The 20,669-nt window shown below is 51.7% G+C and carries 21 protein-coding genes; 6 read left to right on the top strand and 15 right to left on the bottom strand.

Annotated features, from left to right (window positions below; genetic code table 11):
• The first annotated feature begins 4 nt into the window (after window positions 1–4).
• Entirely contained in the window at window positions 5–301 is a 297-nt protein-coding gene (locus BMX45_RS03085) for a putative quinol monooxygenase (RefSeq protein WP_090908445.1), read from the top strand.
• 104 nt (window positions 302–405) lie between these two features.
• Here BMX45_RS03085 and BMX45_RS03080 read toward each other — a convergent pair whose 3' ends face one another.
• Window positions 406–1,614, bottom strand: a complete 1,209-nt coding sequence (locus BMX45_RS03080) for a GTP-binding protein (RefSeq protein ID WP_090908444.1) — start codon at window positions 1,612–1,614, stop codon at window positions 406–408.
• A 226-nt stretch (window positions 1,615–1,840) separates the two neighbouring features.
• Between BMX45_RS03080 and BMX45_RS03075 the strand changes: the two genes are divergently transcribed.
• From BMX45_RS03075 to BMX45_RS03065, 3 genes are read left to right on the top strand one after another with little or no spacing between them, the layout of a single operon-like run.
• Complete coding sequence (locus tag BMX45_RS03075) at window positions 1,841–2,179, top strand: DUF1801 domain-containing protein (RefSeq protein ID WP_090908443.1); 339 nt, start codon at window positions 1,841–1,843, stop codon at window positions 2,177–2,179.
• A 24-nt stretch (window positions 2,180–2,203) separates the two neighbouring features.
• A complete protein-coding gene (locus BMX45_RS03070; RefSeq protein ID WP_090908442.1) occupies window positions 2,204–2,521 on the top strand; it encodes an ArsR/SmtB family transcription factor in 318 nt (105 codons plus the stop codon).
• 33 nt (window positions 2,522–2,554) lie between these two features.
• Window positions 2,555–3,061, top strand: a complete 507-nt coding sequence (locus tag BMX45_RS03065) for an SRPBCC family protein (protein ID WP_090908441.1) — start codon at window positions 2,555–2,557, stop codon at window positions 3,059–3,061.
• A gap of 155 nt (window positions 3,062–3,216) precedes the next feature.
• On the opposite strand, the gene BMX45_RS03060 is transcribed toward BMX45_RS03065, so the two are convergent.
• The 3 genes from BMX45_RS03060 to hxlA form a co-directional block, all read right to left on the bottom strand.
• Window positions 3,217–3,636, bottom strand: coding sequence for a winged helix-turn-helix transcriptional regulator (locus BMX45_RS03060; RefSeq protein WP_090908440.1), 420 nt, complete (start codon window positions 3,634–3,636; stop codon window positions 3,217–3,219).
• Window positions 3,637–3,722: 86 nt separating this feature from the next.
• Entirely contained in the window at window positions 3,723–4,286 is a 564-nt protein-coding gene (hxlB, locus tag BMX45_RS03055; RefSeq protein ID WP_090908439.1) for a 6-phospho-3-hexuloisomerase, read from the bottom strand.
• 6 nt (window positions 4,287–4,292) lie between these two features.
• Window positions 4,293–4,925: a 3-hexulose-6-phosphate synthase gene (gene hxlA / locus BMX45_RS03050; RefSeq protein WP_090908438.1), complete on the bottom strand. Its 633-nt coding sequence runs from the start codon at window positions 4,923–4,925 to the stop codon at window positions 4,293–4,295.
• Window positions 4,926–5,314: 389 nt separating this feature from the next.
• Between hxlA and BMX45_RS03045 the strand changes: the two genes are divergently transcribed.
• The gene (locus BMX45_RS03045) at window positions 5,315–5,860 is read left to right on the top strand and encodes a phosphotransferase-like protein (RefSeq protein WP_175495025.1); all 546 of its coding nucleotides are present in this window, start codon (window positions 5,315–5,317) and stop codon (window positions 5,858–5,860) included.
• A 221-nt stretch (window positions 5,861–6,081) separates the two neighbouring features.
• Here BMX45_RS03045 and BMX45_RS03040 read toward each other — a convergent pair whose 3' ends face one another.
• From BMX45_RS03040 to BMX45_RS02990, 11 genes are all read right to left on the bottom strand, one after another.
• On the bottom strand, window positions 6,082–7,101 hold the full coding sequence (locus BMX45_RS03040) for an ABC transporter substrate-binding protein (protein ID WP_090908436.1): 1,020 nt from the start codon (window positions 7,099–7,101) through the stop codon (window positions 6,082–6,084).
• A gap of 122 nt (window positions 7,102–7,223) precedes the next feature.
• A complete protein-coding gene (locus tag BMX45_RS03035) occupies window positions 7,224–8,192 on the bottom strand; it encodes an ABC transporter permease (RefSeq protein ID WP_090908435.1) in 969 nt (322 codons plus the stop codon).
• A gap of 43 nt (window positions 8,193–8,235) precedes the next feature.
• Entirely contained in the window at window positions 8,236–9,738 is a 1,503-nt protein-coding gene (locus BMX45_RS03030) for a sugar ABC transporter ATP-binding protein (RefSeq protein WP_090908434.1), read from the bottom strand.
• Window positions 9,739–9,869: 131 nt separating this feature from the next.
• The gene (locus BMX45_RS03025; protein ID WP_090908433.1) at window positions 9,870–10,850 is read right to left on the bottom strand and encodes a substrate-binding domain-containing protein; all 981 of its coding nucleotides are present in this window, start codon (window positions 10,848–10,850) and stop codon (window positions 9,870–9,872) included.
• Complete coding sequence (locus BMX45_RS03020) at window positions 10,847–12,643, bottom strand: cache domain-containing sensor histidine kinase (RefSeq protein WP_090908432.1); 1,797 nt, start codon at window positions 12,641–12,643, stop codon at window positions 10,847–10,849. The genes BMX45_RS03025 and BMX45_RS03020 overlap by 4 nt, the downstream gene beginning before the upstream one ends.
• A complete protein-coding gene (locus tag BMX45_RS03015) occupies window positions 12,640–14,259 on the bottom strand; it encodes a response regulator transcription factor (RefSeq protein WP_090908431.1) in 1,620 nt (539 codons plus the stop codon). Before BMX45_RS03015 ends, BMX45_RS03020 begins: the two co-directional genes overlap by 4 nt.
• 118 nt (window positions 14,260–14,377) lie before the next feature.
• On the bottom strand, window positions 14,378–14,920 hold the full coding sequence (locus tag BMX45_RS03010) for an NADPH-dependent FMN reductase (protein WP_090908430.1): 543 nt from the start codon (window positions 14,918–14,920) through the stop codon (window positions 14,378–14,380).
• Window positions 14,921–15,022: 102 nt separating this feature from the next.
• A complete protein-coding gene (locus tag BMX45_RS03005; RefSeq protein ID WP_090908429.1) occupies window positions 15,023–16,735 on the bottom strand; it encodes a VOC family protein in 1,713 nt (570 codons plus the stop codon).
• Window positions 16,732–17,292 (bottom strand): NADPH-dependent FMN reductase, encoded by a 561-nt coding sequence (locus BMX45_RS03000; RefSeq protein WP_090908428.1) that lies wholly within the window; start codon window positions 17,290–17,292, stop codon window positions 16,732–16,734. Before BMX45_RS03000 ends, BMX45_RS03005 begins: the two co-directional genes overlap by 4 nt.
• Window positions 17,293–17,486: 194 nt before the next feature.
• Entirely contained in the window at window positions 17,487–18,149 is a 663-nt protein-coding gene (locus tag BMX45_RS02995; RefSeq protein WP_015736093.1) for a response regulator, read from the bottom strand.
• Window positions 18,127–19,845 (bottom strand): GAF domain-containing sensor histidine kinase, encoded by a 1,719-nt coding sequence (locus BMX45_RS02990; protein ID WP_090908427.1) that lies wholly within the window; start codon window positions 19,843–19,845, stop codon window positions 18,127–18,129. Before BMX45_RS02990 ends, BMX45_RS02995 begins: the two co-directional genes overlap by 23 nt.
• A gap of 437 nt (window positions 19,846–20,282) precedes the next feature.
• Here BMX45_RS02990 and BMX45_RS02985 point away from each other — a divergent pair, with 437 nt between their 5' ends.
• Window positions 20,283–20,564, top strand: a complete 282-nt coding sequence (locus BMX45_RS02985; protein ID WP_006211013.1) for a CD3324 family protein — start codon at window positions 20,283–20,285, stop codon at window positions 20,562–20,564.
• Window positions 20,565–20,669 lie beyond the last annotated feature (105 nt).

Raw genomic sequence — 20,669 nt, 5'->3', positions numbered from 1 at the left:
AACGATGATTATTATTCATGCAGAAATGAAAGTTAACAGCGAACATGAGACAGAATTTCTGGAATCCGTAAAAGAGCTTATTGAAGCATCCCGTGCGGAACAAGGAAATGAATCTTATAAGCTGCTCAAAGATACGGAGCAGGATAACACGTATCTCATGGTTGAACAGTGGAAAGACCAGGAAGCTGTGGGGCTCCACAATGCGAGCAGCCATTTTCAGGCGTTTGTGGCTAAAGCTCCAAAATATCTGACAGCTCCGCTAAACGTGCAGGCCTATGCTGGCCAACTGATCAACAAATAATGAAACAGATTATAATCCGAATGAAGAAGCCAACTCGTTTAGACGAGTTGGCTTTTTTAATACTATTACCGCATTCCATAACCGGATCGAACAGATAAACATCCTTATAGCGATAGCTCTTCGATGGCCATCCATGGCAGCGGATTGTGAAACGTTGACCAGTCCAGCTGCATTTCCCGGTCGGTCAACAAACACTCGTCCAGCTCCCGCTCGATTTGTTCCTGTTCCATCCCAATACCGATCATGACGAGTTCGGTCATCCGATCTCCCCAGACGTTATCCCATTTTCTTCGCACATCCGGCTCACTTCGTAACAGCTCCTGCTGCTCCTGCTCGGTTAAAGCCACGACCCAGTATCCTGCAGGCCCGAACTGAATCGAAGGCCCGGCCTGGCTTACACTTGCCGCCACATCCTCGCGTACGGCCAGCCAAGCGATCCCTTTCGCACGTACGACTTCTTCCGGCCAATCACCCATGAATGCCGCCAGTCGCTCCGGATGAAACGGTCTTCTTCTCCGATAGACAAAAGAGCTGATGCCGTATTCATCCGTTTCCGGCACGTGCTCCTCCTTCTGAAGCTCCTGGATCCAGCCGGGGGACTGACTGGCTTTTTCAAAATCGAATAAGCCGGTATTCAGAATTTCCGCAGGTGCCACTTGCCCTTTTACGGTACGGATGATTTTGGCGCTTGGCTGAAGTTTTCGCAGTATGCCCTCTACCTTGGCCAATTCGTCCTCGCTTACCAAATCGCATTTGTTCAACAGCAGCACATCGCAAGTCTCTACCTGGTCGATTAACAAATCCACCACTTCCCGCGTATCCTCTTCGCCCAGCGCCTCCTTCCGATCAAGCAGGCTTTGCCCCGAAGAGAAATCCTTCCAGAATCGGTTCGCGTCCACCACCGTTACCATGCAATCCAGCCGGGCGAGATCGGACAGCTGTACGCCGGACACCTCATCCGGGTAAACAAAGGTCTGCGCAACGGGCACGGGCTCGCTGATTCCCGTCGATTCGATCAGTATGTAATCAAAACGATTCTCTTGAGCCAGCTTCTGAACTTCCTGCACCAAATCTTCCCGGAGCGTGCAGCAGATGCAGCCATTGGACATTTCGACCAGCTTCTCATCCGTTCGTGACAGGCTTCCTTCCCCTCTCACCAAATCAGCATCGATGTTCACTTCGCTCATGTCGTTCACGATGACCGCTACCTTCAATCCTTCGCGATTATGAAGCACATGATTCAGTACCGTCGTTTTGCCTGAACCGAGGTAACCGCTAAGAACAGTAACCGGAATTCTATTGTTGTAATTCATCAAATGACTTCCTCCATTCCTTAATCGTAATAATTACGATTTATGGTATGATGATATATCCCCTCCATTAAATTGTCAATCCTTCACGTTTAAAAACATTTCTACAAGCAGAAAAAATCTCCAATCTCCGGTAATCAATTTCATAATATTCCTTTACAAGAATATTCTCATAATGGTATATTATAATCAGTCATTGGTTAATCTTTACAAATAAGGAGGATACGTTATGAGCCAAGACGTAATTTCGTTCATAGAAAACCTGAGTTTGCCTTGGCAAGCAGAAGTCGGCAAAAAACTTCGACTCATGGTCCATGAAGCCATTCCGGAGGTAGAAGAACAGATTCAGTACAAAAAACCGCATTTTCTCAAAAACGGACACTATGCAGCCGTGATTTCGCCATCCAAAGATGCAATCGCCTTTATGATCATGAACACAACCAATCTAGAAGTCCCTTCAACTTTCGATGGTCCACCCGAACGGAAATGGCTCAAAATTCGAAAAGACGATACTCCTGACTATGAACAGCTATCCGAATTATTAGTTCAAGCATCAAGTTCGTTGTAATAACCAGATCGGGGGTAAGGTCCCATGAAACAGACAACGTTGCATGCGCTAGCCGAACCTAACCGATTACAGATGGTCGAACTGTTACGAGAAGGTCCTTTAACCGTCAATCAGATTGCCGAATGTCTTCAAATCCGGCAACCTCAGACTTCCAAACATTTAAAAATATTGTATGAAGCTGGACTGGTAGAAGTTCAAGCGGAGGCTAATCGACGAATTTATAAACTACGCCCTGAACCGCTTCAAGAAATGGACGAATGGTTGGACTCGTTCCGCAGTATTTGGGAAAAGCGCTTCGATCAACTTGAGGATTATTTAGAAAAAATGCAAAAGAAAAGGTAGCTGTCGCTACCCTTCTTCTTAGGAGGAATTCAAATGACCGAGCAAAGCAAACAAGGCTTACTTCTGTCACGTGTTTTCAATGCCCCCCGGGAACTGGTTTTTAAAGTTTGGACCGACCCTGAACACTTCGGCAAATGGTGGGGTCCTCAAGGGTTTTCCTTAGACGTTATCAAAATGGATGTACGTCCCGGAGGCATGTTTCTAGGCTGTCAGAAGTCTCCGGACGGCAGTCAAGCCATGTGGGGTAAATTTGTATATCAGGAAGTTATCGAACCTGAGAAGCTGGTATTCGTTCAATCATTCTCAGATGAGGAAGGGAACACGATACGTGCACCTTTTAACGCAAACTGGCCGCTAGAAATTATGAATATCATCACATTTGAAGAAATCGACGGAAAAACTACGCTTACCATGCAGGGAGGCCCTGTAAACGCGACTGCCGAAGAACTGGCAGCGTTTGATGAAATGGCTCCAATGGTGAAACAAGGATTTGGCGGTACTTTTGATCAACTCGCTGAACACCTTGAAAGCCAGCAATAATGACATCGATTGAGGAAGCTCAACCGAGCGGAGGCGAACCTGCTGGTTCGCCTTTTTTCAATTCTTCAGAATGCAACATCATCACGCTCGAAAACCCCCCTTAAAATTTAAGGAGGGTTTTTCCTACTTGCATTCGCATGCAGGTTCGAGAAAAATTACAGCTTTTGGGCGACCGCTTGTTCCGCTGCCTGTACATCGTCTTTATTCTCAGGCAACTCGCCGTCTTTCCAGATGACTTGTTCGCCGTAATCTTTTCCCCAATCGTACATCAATTTCAAAATCGGCATCAAACTCTCCCCGTAGGGAGTAAGCGAATATTCCACCCGAGGGGGAACCTCAGGGTAAACCATGCGGTGGACCAGCTGGTCTTCCTCCAATTCACGAAGCTGATTGGTCAGCATTTTTTGCGTGATGTGGGGAATCATTCGGTTCAGTTCACCGAAGCGTTTCACGCCCTCCAAACCTAGATGCCAGAGGATGATCAGTTTCCATTTGCCGCCGATGACCGCCAGGGTTAACTCCTTATGGCAGTTTATTTCCTTCAGATTAATTCGCTGCTTGACCTCGTTTGCCATAATGCATCACCCCTTCTTCCCTATAGTATACAACGGTTGCGGGGATATCATCAAAGCGGCAAACGTATCATCGTCACCGTTTCTTCTTATTCCAAATTGGCATGCAGGCTAAACATTTGGTCTGAGCGAAGCTTGCTTTTTTCCATCAATCTCAGGATAATCGCATCGAGCACGATCAGCATGCTTTGCTCAAATAATGAAGCCATCGGTTGAACGGTGACGAGGATATCCTGATTCTGCTCCTTCGTTGTTCCCGGAAGCTGGACCATCGCATCCGAAAGCTTGCCGATACTCGATTCCGGTCTCACGGTTACGACCGCAACCGCGGACCCGATCCCTTTGGCTTTCCGAGCCATGGATACCAATCCTTGCGTTTCGCCGGAGCCTGAACCGATAAGAAGCAGGTCATTCGCTCCGATGGCCGGTGTTACCGTATCGCCGACGATATGAACCTTAAATCCCATCTGCATTAACCGCATGGCAAAAGCTCGGATCATCAGGCCGGATCTGCCTCCCCCTGCCAAGAAGACGGCATCGGATTGCACGATCCGTTCAATCAATTCCTCGATCTGGCCAGCATCCACCTGCTGTACGGATTCCGATAACTCCTTGGCAATGACGGATGCATGTTGAAAGATGTTATGACTCATGGCAACTTATGCCTGCTTCACAAGCTCGTTCATTTGAGCCGCTGTGGCCTTCTTGTCGGTTTGGCTTGTAATTCCGCCGCCGACGATGACGAGATCGGGTTTCGCCTGAATCACCTCGGGGAGCGTCTCCATTTTGATTCCGCCCGCAACGGCAGTTTTGGCTTGTTTCACGACACGTTTGATCGCTGCCAATTCCTCGAATGAGTTTTTGCCTTCCGCCTGGTGGTCGTAGCCGGAATGAACGCAGATGTAATCCACGCCGAAAGCATCGATCTCCCGCGCCCTGCCTTCAATGTCCTTTACATTGATCATATCCACCATCACTTGCTTGCCTTGCTTGAGGGCTTCCGCTACCGCGCCTTTGATCGTGGAATCGTCGGATACGCCAAGCACCGTAATGATATCCGCGCCGGCTTCGGATGCTTTCATCACTTCATAACCCCCGGCATCCATAATTTTAAGGTCGGCCAGCACGCGCAGATGCGGGAACGCCTCTTTAATCGCTTTGACGGCATGAAGCCCTTCGTTAATAACAACCGGCGTGCCGATCTCCACGATATCGATAAACTCCGCTACCTCTGCCACCACTTCTTTTGCTTCCGGAATATTCACCAAATCCAATGCCAATTGAAGTTCCATATTATCAATCTCTCCTTATGAGTGTATTGGTTAATAACTACACGATCATTGTAGAGTAGACAGTTTACTTTACGGAAGTACGTACTTATAAGTGAGATACTTACGTGGAAGTAAGTAATAAGGAGGGACAAGGGTTTTCAGGTTTTCGTTTATTAACGAATCTCTCGTCTCGATGCTGGTAAAAAACAATTAAGCCTGTTTGTTCACTGTAGTCCAGTCTTCGGCTGTGGTTTAATATAGTTGTCAGGCCGGACAAAATGATCGGAAAGGAGGCTGAACGAATTGATTCAGAATATGGAGGTGGCATCCGCGTAAGCGGGTGTCACGTTTAGGGGAGCCCCGTACAGGGCTCCCCTTCATTTGAAATCCACAGAACCGGAGGTAACATGATGTCCTACTCACGTCAACCTGCCGTAATCGTTGTCACCGGCGTCATGGCTTCAGGCAAGTCGACCGTAGCCCAGCTGCTGGCCGAGAAGTTTGATCGCGGAGTCCATTTGCGGGGTGACTCGTTTCGGAAAATGATGGCCAGGGGCAGGGAAGAAATGCTTCCGGATGCTTCCGAAGAAGCGAAGCGGCAGCTTGCCTTGCGCTACAGTTTATCCGCCTCCGCTGCCAAAGCTTATGCCGAGGCCGGTTTTCATGTCGTACTGCAGGACGTCATTCTCGGCCCGGCGCTGCAAGAAATGACCGCTATGTTAACAGGCGTTCCCGTGTTCGTTGTTGTCCTCAATCCTTCCGAGGATACCATCCGTGACCGGGAGCAGAATCGAGGCAAAAAAGGCTACGGAGTCTGGAGCATTCATGAGCTGAACCGGCGGTTAACCGACGAAACGCCAAGAATCGGCCTCTGGTTGGACACTTCCGATTTAACTCCCGAAGAAACCGCTCAAGACATATGGAAGCGGATTTGGGATGAGGGGAAGATCCATTAACCTAAACCCTGCATCTTCACGACCGGACTTCCTGGTAAAAAACAATTAAGCTTGTTTATTCACTTCAGTCCTGCCGCCGGCCGTGGTTTAATATAGATGTCCGGCTGGACCAAATGATCGGAAAGGAGGCTGAACGAATTGATTCAGAATATGGAGGTGGCATCTGCGTAAGCGGATGCCGCGTTAAGGGGAGCCCCGTACGGGGCTCCCCTTCATTTCATTTATTCATAGATCACGGCTTTGATTTCGTCGCTATCGATATTGTTTTTGTCGTACCAGTAGAATCCCGTATCAATCTGCGGTTCGACCTTCTCTCCTTTGATGGCCGCCACGGCGGCTTTTACCGTCTCATATCCGATGCCGACCGGATTTTGCGTGATGGCTCCCGCCATCGTTCCGTTCTTGATCGCGTCGATCTGCGCTTTTCCGGAATCGAATCCGACCACGATGATTTGGCCTTCCTTCTTCATCTCCGTCACCGCATTGATGACGCCGACGGCGGAGCCTTCATTCGCGCCGAATATCCCTTTTAAATCCGGATGCGCCTGCATCATCGCTTTGGCCAGGTCCGTCGATTTCAGGTGATCCCCGCCGCCATATTGGATGTCCACGATCTCGATATTCGGATACTTCTCTTCGATCTGTTTCTTGAAGCCGTCGCGGCGGCTGACCCCGGTTACGCTGGTCTGGTCATGGACCACCATGGCGATTTTGCCTTCATTCCCGATGAGCTCCGCCATTTTGTCCGCCGCGAGCGCGGATGCAGCCATATTGTCCGTTGAAGCCGTTGTTACCGGAATGTCGCTTTCCACGCCCGAATCGAAGGCGATGACCGGGATGTTGTTTTCCTGGGCTTTTTTCAGATAAGGTATGGAGGCCTGGCTATCCAATGCGGCAAAGCCGATCGCGCTTGGTTTCTTGTCGAGCGCGGCCTGCAGCATTTCGATCTGTTTATCCACCTGGGATTCCGTTTCCGGACCTTCAAAGGTAATCCGCACGCCAAGCTCTTCCCCTGCTTGCTCGGCACCGGATTTCACCGCCTGCCAAAACTGGTGCTGAAAGCCCTTGGAAATGATCGGGATGTAGATCTCTCCTTCGGCTGCAGAACCGGCTCCTGAACCGGATCCGCCCTCGCCTGGACTGTCGGTACCTCCGGCAGCGTTATTGCCCGATGAACCGCAAGCCGCCAGCATGCTTGCAGTCAGTAAAAGAATCAGCGCTAATACGGAAAGCTTTTTCATAATGCAATCTCCCCTTGTTTAGACATATTGGTACAGCTATAGATCTTCCGTTATGGAAGCTTCTATCGAGATCAAACCAACCTACGGTAAACCTAGCTCCGGCAGCAAGCACTAGTAAGGGCTTACGCTTTGCGTCTGCGCAAAATATCCGCATACACGGCGAGTATAATAACGAACCCTACAACAACGGTTTGCCATTCCTGCGGCACGGACAGAATGCGCAATCCGTTCGTCAGCACGCTCATGATCAACGCCCCGATCACCGTTCCGATAATGGTACCCTTCCCTCCGCTGAGCGAAGTTCCCCCGATCACGACCGCCGCGATGGCTTCCAGCTCGTACCCGGCACCCAGTGCCGGATTGGCCGAGTTCAGCCTCGACGCCATCATGACGCCCGCCAAACCGGTGAATGCGCCGGTTAAGGTGTAGATCACGATTTTCCAGAAGCCCACGTTGACGCCGGACAATCGGGTCGCCTCTTCGTTGCTGCCCAGCGCAAAGTTATACCGGCCGATGATGGTCTTCGATAAGATGAGATAGCCGAGGATCGCCGCAATGAAGAAAATGACGACCGCATTGGGAATATCGAGCCCCGGTACCAGCCAGCCCAGCACACTGCCCTGGGACACCTCGGCAAAGCTTTCGGCATCGTTGAAATAGACCGGTTTGGCCCCGGAGATGATGAGCGCGAGACCTTTGGCGATCATCATCATCGCCAGCGTTGCAATAAAAGGCGGAATCTTCATTTTCGACACCGCCGTCCCGGACAGAAGTCCGCACAGGGCGCCAGTCAAGATGCCGCCAAGAATGCCGACGGGTACCGGCAATCCCCAGAAGGTGATGCAGACCCCGGTCATAACGCCGCTCAGTGTCATGACCGTCCCGACGGACAGATCAATGCCGCCGGTAATAATGACAAAGGTGGATCCCAAAGCGAGCACGCCGATTACCGCCGTGGAAAGAAGAATGCCCACGATGTTGGAGAACTGAAAGAAATTGCTGGACGAGAACGTAAAGAATAGGACGAGCACGACCAAGCTGGCAAGAGCCAGCACTTGCTGGAGCGCGCCCGATTTGATTTGAATGTTCATCTGCTTGTTCCTCCTGACGTGAATAGATGACGGCGACGGCGTCTTACAACATCCTCGCTGTAGCCAGATGCATAATGCTTTCTTGGGAAGCCTCTTCATGATCCAGCTCGCCCGTTATCCGGCCTTCGCACATGACGAGAATCCGGTGGCTCATCCGAAGAATTTCCGGCAGCTCCGACGAAATCATGATGATCGACTTGCCCTGTACTGCAAGATCGTTCAGCAATCGGTAGATTTCGCTCTTCGCCCCAACGTCGATTCCTCGCGTCGGCTCGTCGAAGATCAGGATGTCGCAATCCCTCGTCAGCCATTTGCCAATAACGACCTTCTGTTGATTGCCCCCGGAGAGGAACTTGACTTCCTGATCGACATGCGGTGTTTTGACCTTCAATCGCGACACCATATCCTCCGCCTGCTCGCGAATCCTCGCCGTATTCATCCAGCCGCCGGGACGGAGGAAGCTGCCGTATGAGGCGATAGCCACATTGCTCTTCACGTCGAGATCGACAACGCATCCATAGCGCTTGCGATCCTCGGATAGATAGCCGATCCCTTGCCGCACCGCATCGTGCGGTCCCTTGATCGTTACCTTGCGGCCATGCACGCGGATCTCGCCGGATTGGATGCGGTCGGCGCCGAAGATGGCCCGGGCTAGCTCGGTCCGTCCCGCGCCGACGAGGCCTGCAATGCCAAGAATTTCTCCCTTTTTCAGAGTCAGGTTAATGTCCTTTAAGGTTCTTCCTTGATTCAGCCCTATAACCTCCAATACCGTCTCGCGCTCACCAGCCGTCCTCTCCGGCTTCGAGGTCTCGTAAATTTGCCGACCGACCATCTTCGAGATAATGTCCTGGGTCGTGACTTCAGCCGTGGATACCGTATCGATGTACTGCCCGTCTCGCATCACTGTAATGCGATCCGTGATTCGCTTGATCTCGTCCATCCGGTGGGAAATGTAAACGATTCCAACTCCGCTCTCGCGAAGCTGCCGTATAATGCGGAACAAATCCTCAATCTCCATTTCGCTCAAAGCCGCTGTCGGCTCATCCATGACCAGCACATCGGCGTTGTAGGATAATGCCTTGGCGATCTCCACCATCTGCTGCTTGGCAACCGTTAATTCCGAAACCTTGATGGAGGGGTCCATGTCCAGACCCATCCGTTCGAACAGTTCCTTCACCTGCCGGTGCAGCGCACGGTCGTCCAGAAACAATCGAAGCTTCCGCCGCGGCTCCCGCCCGATGAAGATATTCTGGGCGACTGTCAGGTCAGGGGCCAGATTCAGCTCCTGATGAATCATACTGATTCCCGCGTCCTGAGCCGCTTTCGGGTTCGATAGCTCAACGGGCTGCCCTTTGAGTTCGATCGTCCCTGCATCCTTCTGATAAACGCCGGTCAGGATTTTCATCAGGGTTGATTTGCCCGCTCCGTTTTCACCCATAAGGGCATGGACTTCACCGGCCCGCAGGTCGAATCGGCAGTCATTTAATGCGAGCACACCCGGAAATTCCTTCATGATTCCTTCCATCTGTATCAGCCATTCGCTCAACGTCCCTCACCTCTCTAGCTGGCACCTTTTATGAATCATTGTACAAACCGCTTCCCCGCGAAGGAATGGAATATTCTCTGATTGATGTTGAATAATCTATGATCCGCCACAGAAATCCAAAAGAGAAGAAGCTACTCCTCCACAAAGGGAAAGAGCAGCTTCTGGTTCTCCTCGGTATACATATTGTCCTTATTGATGATAACGGAATCGGTGTATATATGCCGGGGCATCTTGTCGCCCTCGATAATGGATACGGCTGTTTTGATGCCCAAATAACCGATGTTGAAGGGCTTCTGAACGATCGTGGATTGCAAGACTCCCTCTTCAAGCAGCTTGACTTCCTTCACCGAGCTGTCGAATCCGACCAGCTTGACCTTGCCCACCAGCCCCAGTTCCCGAATCGCTCTGCCGGCCCCCACCGTAGAAGGCTCATTCAGTCCGACGATTCCATTCAGGTCAGGCCTCTCAAGCAGGAGCTTTTTCGTGATTTCGTACGCCCTCTCCTCCTTGCCTTCGCTGTAGTAGGTGCCTACGATTTCCGTGCCGCCGCGCTGCTTCAGAATGCTTCGAACCCCTTGCTCCCTCTCGATCTGCGTCGAGGTGCCCTGCACGAAACTGATGATAGCGACCTTGGCATGTTCCGGCAGGCGTGACGAAAGCTCCTTGCCGGCCTTCTGTCCCGCTTTCACATTGTCGGTCGCGATCAAGCTCTGCGCGTAATCGCCATTCACGGCGGAATCAATCATAATGAGCGGGATGCCGGCCTTACGAATCGACTCTGCTACGGGAACCAGGCGATTATAATCACCCGCGGCCAAAACGATCGCATCCGGCTTCTGCTTGACGGCTTCCTCCAACAATTGAATCTGCAAGTCAACCTCAATTTCCTGAGACGGTCCGACCACCGAGACGTCCACGCCGAATTCCCGGGAAGCCGTGTTCACCCCTTCAATCAGCACCCGCCAGAATTCATTCTCGTCCAGCGCCTTTACGCCGACGATGATCTTCTTGGTTCCAGGTTCTTCCTTGGACCACTGATAAACGACATAACCCAGAAAAAGCAATGGAATCAGCAGCAGGACCATATAACGCATTCGCAGGTACGACTTCAAGGCATATCCCCCTCCACACGCTGCCATTCATCTGCATGAACGGCCGGAATGACCAGCGTTACGCTTGTCCCGGATCCGGGCACGCTCGCATAGCTAAGGCCATATTCCGTTCCAAAATATAACTGTATCCGCTGATGAACATTCGCAATGCCAACGCTGTTTCTCGATCGTGTGCCCTCTTTGGACGTGAGCAGCGTCTCCACCGTGGACTGATCCATCCCGATGCCGTCGTCCGTGACTTGAAATTCGATGCGGTGATCTCGACGCGCCCCCGTAATCGTGATCGTTCCCGGCCCTTCCTTGTTTTTGATGCCATGATAAATGGCATTCTCCACCAGCGGCTGCAGCAGCACCTTCAGCGTCAGGTACGGGTAAAGCCCGCGATCGATATCCAGGGCAAACGTGATTTTGTCTTGATAACGCATCTGTTGTATTTTTAAATAATTCGTAATATGCTCCACCTCGGTCGCAATCGGTATCATTTCCCTTCCCTTGCTGAGCGAAGCCCGAAACAACCTGGCTAAAGCCGATGTCATCAAAATCACCTCGTCGTGCTTCTTGCTCTCAGCCATCCATATGATGGAATCCAGCGTATTGTACAGAAAATGGGGGTTGATTTGGGCTTGCAGGGCATTCAACTCGCTTTTTCTCTTAATCTCCTGCTCTACCACGATTTGATACATCAATTCCTTAATCTTCAGCACCATCACGTTGAAGCTGCGGGCCAATCCGGAGATTTCCCTGGAATGCCCCACGGGGACCCGGATGTCGAAATTCCCCTTCTCCACCTCCATCATCTTCTCTTGCAGCTTCTTAATGGGACGCGTCAGATTGCGGGAGAGGACGACGGAGAACAGCACGCCGACGACGAGGCATAACAAGCCCGCTATAGCAAAAGACAGCTGCATCTGCTTCTTATTGTCCACCAGCTCATTCTCGTAAAAAACGCCCACGATTTTCCAGCCGAAATCCGTGTTCTTAATGCTGTAAATCCGGCTTGCGCCGTCCTCCTTCACGACAAAACTTCCATGTTTGTCCTGCAGCACCTGGTCCAATCTCTCCGTTTTCAGATTGCTGTAAAGCAGCTGCTGTTGGGGGTGATAAACAATCCGGCCTTCGCGGTCGATAACGAACACATACCCCCGGTTCCCCAGATCGAGCTTGCTGAGCATATCGTTAATCACTTTGAAGTTAAGATCGATCAGCAGGATGCCAAGCCCTTGGGTCGAATCCATGCCGCTGAGCTCGCGGCTGAGCGATACAACCCAGCGATACTCTCCCTTAATGACGGGCTGTACATGCGAGGAAGAGATCACCGTCTGTCCTCGATTTTCCTTCGCCTGCCGATACCAGGGCTGATCGGATATTTCAATATAAGGATTTAACTCCGCGTTGGACCGATCGGAAATGAAGGTCCCGCCCGCCCCGAAGATGTTGATCGAAGCAATGTCTTTGCGCGAAACGCGAATCGAGTGAAAATAATCCGTTATCTTCGCCTTTAATACCGCCAGCTGCGCAGGCTCCAGCTCGTCGGCCGAGGCCAGGTATTCTCTTACGTTCGGATTGTTCATCGCGGCCAGCGAGATGTCCTTCATGCCTGTAATGTAGGTTTGGATATTCGCATTGACTTGATTGATCAGCTCGGAGGTATAACTTTCCGCCGTTTCGCGAACAGCCGATTCGGACAGCCGATAGGAGATGAAGATAAGCAGCAGCGCCGTGAACAGCACGAGCATCACGAAGGAACTGGCAATGCGGGACTGAATGCTTTTGATTCGCTGCGGAGCCTTCATGGCTGTACCCCGCCAGACGCCATTTTGTTCCGGTACTCCGTCGGGGTATCTCCGGTATGCTTCTTAAACAGCACGCTAAAATATTGAGGATCCGGATAGCCGGTTTTCGCTGCAATTTCGTAGGTTTTCAGTGAGGAATGCTTCAGAAGTTCCTTCGCCTTCTCCATGCGGACTTCCGTAACGTATTCGACGAAGGTCTTCCCGGTATGCGACTTGAACAAGGCGCTGAAATAACTCGTGCTCATGAAGATCCGGCTGCACACGGTCTTAATCGATAACTCCGCATCCTCATAATGCCGCTGGATGAAATCGACCGCCTCCAGCATCTGGGAGCGTGTAATATCCTTTCTGGTCTTGGCTACGTCCCGTAACGCCTGCTCGCATACCTCGTTTAACCAGCGCTCGATCTCATCCAAGGACCGAAAAGAATACAGATCGGACAGCAGCCTCTTCTCCTTGCCGATCAGTTCGTTCCCATTGCTGCCGATTTCCATCAAGGTTTGAAGCACGGAAAGCATGACCCGAAGGACCCGCACGTAACAGAGCTCGATTGAAATTGAAGCGCTTCCAAGTTCGCTGATCAGCCGCCGGATGCACACCTTCACCTCTGAGCCTGTGCCTGCCCGGATTGCCGAAACCAGCGCCGTCTCCGTTTCGATCCCATCCAGGAGAGGACCGCTCCCGCGTTTTTCAAGATCGGTGATATGGACCACCTGATCGCGGCCGATCAGAAGCCGGTACTCCAGGGCGGCCTCCGAGGCCTTGCAGGAATATCGTATGTCCTGCAGCTTGCGACAGATCGTTCCGATGCCAACCGTGACCGTGAATTTCATGAACTGCTTGGTCGAGCAGCGAATGTTCTCCGCCAGTTCCTGCGCCCGATCATGCAGCATTTCCTCGTCGGAGCCCGATAGAATGGTCATGACCTTATTCTCTTTGTACCGAAACACGGCCGCACCGGGCTCACCCGCCAGAATCTCCTGCATGATGTTGTATAAGGCAAAAGCACGCAGTTCATTATCGGCGTGCTGTTCATCCGAGCGAAGCTCATCCATATCCGCTGCCATGGCGATATACAGCGGCCCGCGCAGCGGAATATCGAAATAAGCCAGCCGGCTCTCCATTTCGGACCGCTTCATCGGCGATGACGCCAATCTTTCCAGAAAACGTTCCCTAAGCAGGACCAAGCTCTCGTTCAACTGCTTCTTGAGTCTCTTCAAGTGTTCGGTATGACCGCGCTCCTCATCCATTTCCAGCTTGAGCTTGTCGAGCATGTCCCTTAATTCCGCCGCCGTAACCGGTTTCAAAATAAAATCCGTCACCTGCAGCTTCACTGCCTGCTGGGCGTATTCGAAATCGTCGAACCCGGTCAGGATGATGATCTTCGTCTTGGGAAAACGTTCCTTAATACGACGGGAAAATTCCAGGCCATCCATGTACGGCATGTTGATGTCCGTTAACACGACATCGGGCTGATGGCGGGTTACGGCCTCCAACGCATCTCTGCCGTTCTCGCAATCCCCGATGCATTCATAGCCATGCTCCGACCACGGAATCCGGTTTCGGATCCCTTCCCTTACGATCGGTTCGTCGTCCACAATAAGAATCGTATACAATCAAAGCCTCCCCCGTTCAAAAGCAAATCCATTCGCTTTGGTTTATCATGTTACGAGGTGAATAATACAGGAAAAGCCCTTCGGCAGGCAACTGCCAAAGGGCTCCAGACTTCATGTTTTATTTTCGGGCATTCATCCACGTTATGAAATTGTTCACCACGATATCGATGAAACCGATCGTCGGTTCATGGATCAGCTTGCCGGACTCATCCATCTTCTCGTGCACGGCGCCGATATAAACTTCATTGTTAGGAAGCAGCGGCGAGGTGATGCCAACGGAGAACAGAATGTCCCGAAGATGCTCTTGGGCGCGAACCGTTCCGAGCTGCCCCATCGACGCCCCCATGATCCATGAAGGCTTCCCGTTCATGACCTTATCAACGCGCGATAACCAATCCAGTGCATTCTTGAGCACGCCCGGTATGGAATAATTATATTCCGGCGTGATCCACAATACGGCATCGGAAGCGGCAATCCGCTCCTTGAATTCTTTGACGGCCGCAGGAGGGTCCAACTCCGTGTCTTGATCGTAGAACGGAAGATCGCGAAGATCCACGATATCAAAGGCGATCTGATCCGAATAGCGCTGCTTCAAATATTCCGCCAGTTTCCGATTGTACGACTCTTTTCTAATGCTTCCTACCACGATTGCAACGTTCATGATATCCTCCAGTTCTATGCCTTTCCAGCACACATGATTCAGTTATTGGGTAACTTATTTTAGCCTATCACCATATTTTACCATTGTCAAAATGCCTTAGTCCTACTTCATCAGGGAAAGCAGCTTACAGACATCGCGTTCCAGGTCTGCCCTTCTTTCTGCAGGCACATGCCGCAGCAGTGCCATGGCGGCGTAAGGTACCTTGATGGCATGCGGATCTTCATACAGCCGGCTCCAATAGGCCGATTCCGTGATGGATGCCTTGGCAGGCGCATCGATCCCCTGAGCCATAAGCGCTTGAGGTCTGAGACGGTTAAGTTTCGTTTGGAGCCGGTGATTGCCTTGGCCCAGCTTGGCCAGCTGTACATAACCGAGCCGTTCCAGCTCAATCAGCGCGTGGGCGTGGGTAACGCCATGCTCAAGCTCACCGGCAAAAAAATAATATTGGCCATCCACATGCTGATCCGGCAGCACGTGATCCAGCTCGGAAAGTGCGCGGCATGCCAAATCGGAGACATCCCGGTAAGGCGGTATTTCCGAGAGTGAGATTTCCGATAGATCCAACTGCGTATAATCGTCAATGCCGTAATACCTTGCAAGCTTATGTTCACTCGCTGCATCGTCCATGAGCTTAAGCAAACCTCTCACGATGGACGGAGTCAGTAAGTCCGGACGGTCCCGCAGTGCTTTCAGTCCGAGCACGCCCAGGGTCACGCCATGGCCCGAGGTGCTCAAGTTTGTCAGGTTGGGCAAAAGCCCTTCCAGCAATGGATTCATCAATTCAGGCTGTGCGGACTCGGATGGATACGGTTCAAACCAATCTTCATGCTGAGCGCGCAGATGACGGCAATTGGCAGCCAATCCATGGAGCACATCTTGCGGCAGATCATGCTCCTTCTGCATGTAATACGCTGCCAAATACGCTCCGCCGACATGCCCTTCAAACCAACCTACTTCACCGCCGCGGCTCAAAGCCGTGAGACCGTCTATCAAATATTGGTCGTCAATGACCGGGGTCACCTCCTCCCCTTCGGCGGCACTCGGCAGATTCAGTTTGGCTGCAATGTCCTTGGGAAAGCTGGTTATCTTCAACCTGATGCTGTAGCCGTACATTCTAAAACGCAGTCCCTCATCGTTATCCGATAGGATCATCCGCCGATCCAGGGCCGAGCGGACCCGGTCTATAAACCGCTCGTCGGTGACGCCATACGTTAATTCCAGCGTCGGTGCCAGCGCGTACATCGAGATCGGGATCCATTTGCGCCTCGTGGATACCACAACGGCATGGGCCGTTCCGCCGATGACAAAAGCAAATTGTTCCGATTCCTTGGCGATGGTGAATCCGAGCGTCCGCTGCATCCACAGTCGGGCAGCTACCGGATCCTCGACAGGCAGTCCCACTTCCCGCAAATAGAGGACGCCATATTTACCGTTCGGGGTCAGAATCCCTTCCTTTAGATCCGGATGGGCGATAAACTCCAGCAAATTTCCATCCCCATCCCTGAAGTATACGTTCACGCCGGAATCGAAGGGTTCGATCACCTTGCCGTCCGGCCATTTCAACAACGGCACCTGCTCCGCGAGGCTCCTGACGGTGGAATCAAATTGGGAGAAAGCCACTTCAAACGCGATATGGGCAGGGGCTATCGGTTCATACACCTCTTCAAATACAAGCGTGAAATCGGGTGTAGGCTGAAATGCAATTTCGGCCTCGCTTTCTCTGACGACCGGGAATTGAAGCAATCCGTGATAGAATTGCTTCACTCCCTCGATGGAGACGGTCTTTAATGTTAATCCGGCGAAATGGGTGATCATGAGATTTCAGCCTCCACTTTATTGCTGATCTTCTTAACCAGCTCCAAAAAGATGGAAAGCGCCTCTTTGGCCCGATAATCCAGCACGATCGTGCCCTCAGCCGCTTCCGATTCGTAAATGGCGCGTTGAGAGCCGCCGATGGAAATCCATTCCGGACTATTAATACCATGCAAATTGCGTATGGTGGCTTGCAGTTGCTGCAGTGAACTTACGCCGACCGCCCCGCCTGCCGAGCTTACCGATAAGACGGGTTTACCCGAGAAATGCATCTGCCCCAAATGATCCAGAGCATTCTTCAACACTCCGCTCATCCCGCCGTGATATTCCGGGGTAGTCAAAATGACGCCGTCCGCCTCCATTAATAAACCCTGCAGCTCACGCACGCCCTCATGCCGGTTGAATATTTCGTCCGGAGAATAGAACGGGAGCGGCGTTTCATACAAATTAATCAGCTTCACTTCGACGAACAACCGGTTCATTTGCGCTTCCAAGGCCTTGGCCAAAATGGTGCTTGTCGCTTCTTTGCGATTGCTGCCTGCGATCATTACGATTTTCATGGTAATGCCTCCCTTATTCGTATTCGAATGTTTTGTTAAATACATTGTAGAGGAGCCACGTCATGAAATCGTCAACATATCGAGTGATTTTACGAGCAAAAGCTCTCATGCCTTCGGCTGAGAGCTTCTACGACTATAGTCTTAGAAATGATCATTATGTACGGTTATATTGCATTAGCAGCAAATCCCTAATCCTATACGATTCCATGCTTAAGCGCATAGATGGCAGCCTGTGTCCGGTCGGCAACCCCCAGCTTATCCAGCAGGTGGCTGACATGGGTTTTGACCGTCTTCTCGGTAATATAAAGCGCTTCGCTGATTTCCCTGTTATTCATCCCGGAGGCAATCAGCTGTAATACTTCCTGCTCTCGACGGGTAAGCTTATCCAGCTGCGCAGCTTCCTGATGGCTGGATCCATTGGCCTCATCCTCTCCCGCCGGGGAAGTAACATGCGTCATGAGCAGGCCGGCAGCATCCGGATGCAATTCGACCTGTCCTTGGAACACGCGTCGGATCCCGGCTACCAATTCCTCCGGCTCAATATCCTTCAGGAGATAGCCGCGAGCACCCGCTCGAATCGCAGGCAGAACATGATCGTAATCAACAAACGAGGTCAGTACGATCACTTTGATATGAGGCAGTTCTTTTTTCAAACGTGCCGTGGTATCGATGCCATTCAGGACAGGCATATTCAAATCCATCAACACGACATCAGGCAGCAGAAGTTTGGCCTGTTCCAGCGTCTCTTCGCCATTCGCGGCTTCTCCCACCATTTCGATATCCGGCTGCGTCGCCAAAAAAACCTGAAGGCCCCGCCGTACCATGGCGTGATCGTCAGCTATTAACAATCGGATCATCGGTTATCCCCCCTTTCTCTGTTGTGACCGCCTTCAAGGGTATCGTAACCTCAATGATGGTTCCCTCCCGGTGCACGCTGTATAAACGGAACTGGCCTCCGAGCGATTCGGCCCGCTCCCGCATGCTGGACAGGCCGATGGAATGCCGCGTCAGCTCGTTCCATCGCTGCTTGGTTATCCCTCGCCCTTGATCCTCGATCCGAAGCTCCGCTTCATCGTTTTGCAAGGATAACGCCACCGTTACTTCCTTCGTATCCGCATGCTTGCTCACATTGTTCAGCGCCTCTTGCCCGATCCTCCACAATGCCTCTTCCGCGATCCGCGGCAGCTCCTGCATCCCGGTGATATGTGTACGCACATGAAGCTTCAATCGTTCGCCGTATTGCTTTAGACCTGTCATCAGCCCCTCCTCAAGTCCGGGCGGGCGAAGCTGCATGATCAGCTCCCGCATTTCCTTTAGTGCGCTTTGCGATAATGACTGGATATCGTGGATCGTGTCCTGGAGCAAGCTTTTCTGCTCATGCGGTTCAGCAGCAATCATCCCCCCTACACCTTTGGACATCATCACCAGCGAGAACAGGGTTTGGCTTACCGAGTCGTGCAGGTCCCGGGCCAGACGATTTCGTTCATCCATCCTTGCGAGCTCCCGCCGGTTCTCCTCCAAACGGATGCGCTGAAGCGTCATGCCGATATGCTCCGCTATGGCCTCGATGACCTCCATGTCCGCCCGATGCTGGACTCCATACTGATCATAGCCTACCAAAAGCTTCCCGGTTAAGGAGTCCGAAGCAACCGCAAGCGGTACTGCAACGGCTCGACGAATGGGAGCTATCCATCCTTTCTCCACCAGTTGATCCGCAAGTTGTTGCGCATCCGAATCGCCGACCGGCACTGCTGAGCGCTTCACTGCATCAGGACCGGTCCGAGCCATGTCGGCTAGCGGAAATTTGGCATGGGGCAACGTGGTCTGTCCACCGCTGTATAGCGCACGCAGCGTGATTTCCTGGCCCACCGGTTCAAGCAGCGCCGCAACCGGCCAATCAAAATAACGGCCGAGCAAACTCATCACTTGCTCCGTTAATTCGGCCCGGCTCACCGCTTGGGATGCATAAGCGCCTAGCGCACTGCTATATTCTCCTAGCCGGGCGAACAGATCAGCCCGACGCTGCTCAGCCTCGTACAGACGCATGCGCTCAATGGCGCTGCCGATTTGGTAGGCTACCGATTCCAGCAGCGCCAGCTCCTCCTTGGAAAAATGAAGCTTCCCGGGTGCGGCCACATTCAGCACGCCGAACCTGCGGCTGCCGGAACGCAGCGGAACGGTAGCATGATGGGTAATCCCCTCCGTGTCGCCCCACTGATAACGAACGGCGTTATCCAGACGTTTGCAATTCAAAATGTTCACGGCATTTTTCAGACGGCCGTCATCATAGCGCTCCAGGCACCAGCAGCTGCCGCACCTCATCGGTTCGTCATCTTCCCGTCTCAGAGCAGGCGGCAGATTCCGGCCCGCTACGAATTCATGCGTTCTCTTCTCTTCCACCAGGAACAGCCAACCGGTCGTAAGTCCGGTCAGCTCCAGCAGTTTGCCGATAACAACGTCCAGCATGGGGGCTAACTCATTGGATTCGTTCAGCGTTTCGGCAATCGTCTTCAACGTGATTAACTCCTGGATATGCGGGTCGTGAGTGGGCATACAAGCAAGCTCCTTCTTTATTTTGCATTCTGAAGTAACTATATTATATAATCCTGTCACGCACCATCCAAATTCCGAATGGAATTCCTGGCCGGCGCAGATCATTCATCCCATGAATTGTGGTAAAAAACAATTAATATTGTTTTATCTCTTGCAAATTTCCACCTACATATGGCTTAATATAGAAGTCGGGCCGACGAAATGAGCTGAAAGGAGGCTGATTGCAATGATTCAGATCCGTGAGGTGGTATTCGCGTAAAGCGAATATCCGTTAAATGGGAGCCCGCCGCGGGCTCCCTATATCTATTTTCAACTCGAATAAATCCAAAATCTAAAAAAAACCAATTTCACGAAAGGAGGAGGGCAAGCATGATCAATGCAATTGTTTTGAAACTCAGCGATAGCTTAAATATGTATACAGAAAGAGGAGGGCATCGATGGGCCATTACAAGAACGGAAGAGAAGTGCTTCCCCCCGAGCTGCTGCAGCAAATTCAACAGTATATAGACGGAGAATTACTCTACATACCGAAACAGAGCGAGCAAAGAGCCGGCTGGGGAGAGTTAAGCGGTTCCAAACAACGCATCGAAAGTCGCAATAAAGAAATGTATCGCGCATACTGCAAAGGACGGTCCATTGAGGAATTGGAACGGACCTACTTCCTGTCTGGAGAAAGCGTGCGCAAGATCATAAGTAAACTTACCCGCGTAGGGACCTGAACCGATGAGGTTTAACGGTCTCCGCACGGATTAACATAGGACTGTTCCCACGGGGTACAGTCCTTTTCATGTTGCATGGATCGGGACACGGTGAACCCGTGATGT

The sequence above is a fragment of the Paenibacillus sp. cl141a genome (assembly GCF_900109305.1).
GTDB classification, from domain to species: domain Bacteria; phylum Bacillota; class Bacilli; order Paenibacillales; family Paenibacillaceae; genus Paenibacillus_AQ; species Paenibacillus_AQ lautus_A.
The sequence above is the reverse complement of the archived record's forward strand: the minus strand, read 5'-3'. Positions and strand labels throughout refer to the sequence as shown.

What these genes read in the sequence shown, in the direction of transcription:
- hxlA (WP_090908438.1), bottom strand. Translation starts at nt 4,925, where the DNA reads ATGGAACTTCAATTGGCATTGGATTTGGTGAATATTCCGGAAGCAAAA.
- BMX45_RS03000 (WP_090908428.1), bottom strand. Translation starts at nt 17,292, where the DNA reads ATGAAAATCGTAATGATCGCAGGCAGCAATCGCAAAGAAGCGACAAGC.
- BMX45_RS03065 (WP_090908441.1), top strand. Translation starts at nt 2,555, where the DNA reads ATGACCGAGCAAAGCAAACAAGGCTTACTTCTGTCACGTGTTTTCAAT.
- BMX45_RS02990 (WP_090908427.1), bottom strand. Translation starts at nt 19,845, where the DNA reads ATGCCCACTCACGACCCGCATATCCAGGAGTTAATCACGTTGAAGACG.
- BMX45_RS03040 (WP_090908436.1), bottom strand. Translation starts at nt 7,101, where the DNA reads ATGAAAAAGCTTTCCGTATTAGCGCTGATTCTTTTACTGACTGCAAGC.
- BMX45_RS03060 (WP_090908440.1), bottom strand. Translation starts at nt 3,636, where the DNA reads ATGGCAAACGAGGTCAAGCAGCGAATTAATCTGAAGGAAATAAACTGC.
- BMX45_RS03045 (WP_175495025.1), top strand. Translation starts at nt 5,315, where the DNA reads ATGTCCTACTCACGTCAACCTGCCGTAATCGTTGTCACCGGCGTCATG.
- BMX45_RS03070 (WP_090908442.1), top strand. Translation starts at nt 2,204, where the DNA reads ATGAAACAGACAACGTTGCATGCGCTAGCCGAACCTAACCGATTACAG.
- BMX45_RS03080 (WP_090908444.1), bottom strand. Translation starts at nt 1,614, where the DNA reads ATGAATTACAACAATAGAATTCCGGTTACTGTTCTTAGCGGTTACCTC.
- BMX45_RS03075 (WP_090908443.1), top strand. Translation starts at nt 1,841, where the DNA reads ATGAGCCAAGACGTAATTTCGTTCATAGAAAACCTGAGTTTGCCTTGG.
- BMX45_RS03020 (WP_090908432.1), bottom strand. Translation starts at nt 12,643, where the DNA reads ATGAAGGCTCCGCAGCGAATCAAAAGCATTCAGTCCCGCATTGCCAGT.
- BMX45_RS03035 (WP_090908435.1), bottom strand. Translation starts at nt 8,192, where the DNA reads ATGAACATTCAAATCAAATCGGGCGCGCTCCAGCAAGTGCTGGCTCTT.
- BMX45_RS02995 (WP_015736093.1), bottom strand. Translation starts at nt 18,149, where the DNA reads ATGATCCGATTGTTAATAGCTGACGATCACGCCATGGTACGGCGGGGC.
- hxlB (WP_090908439.1), bottom strand. Translation starts at nt 4,286, where the DNA reads ATGAGTCATAACATCTTTCAACATGCATCCGTCATTGCCAAGGAGTTA.
- BMX45_RS03085 (WP_090908445.1), top strand. Translation starts at nt 5, where the DNA reads ATGATTATTATTCATGCAGAAATGAAAGTTAACAGCGAACATGAGACA.
- BMX45_RS03010 (WP_090908430.1), bottom strand. Translation starts at nt 14,920, where the DNA reads ATGAACGTTGCAATCGTGGTAGGAAGCATTAGAAAAGAGTCGTACAAT.
- BMX45_RS02985 (WP_006211013.1), top strand. Translation starts at nt 20,283, where the DNA reads ATGGGCCATTACAAGAACGGAAGAGAAGTGCTTCCCCCCGAGCTGCTG.
- BMX45_RS03005 (WP_090908429.1), bottom strand. Translation starts at nt 16,735, where the DNA reads ATGATCACCCATTTCGCCGGATTAACATTAAAGACCGTCTCCATCGAG.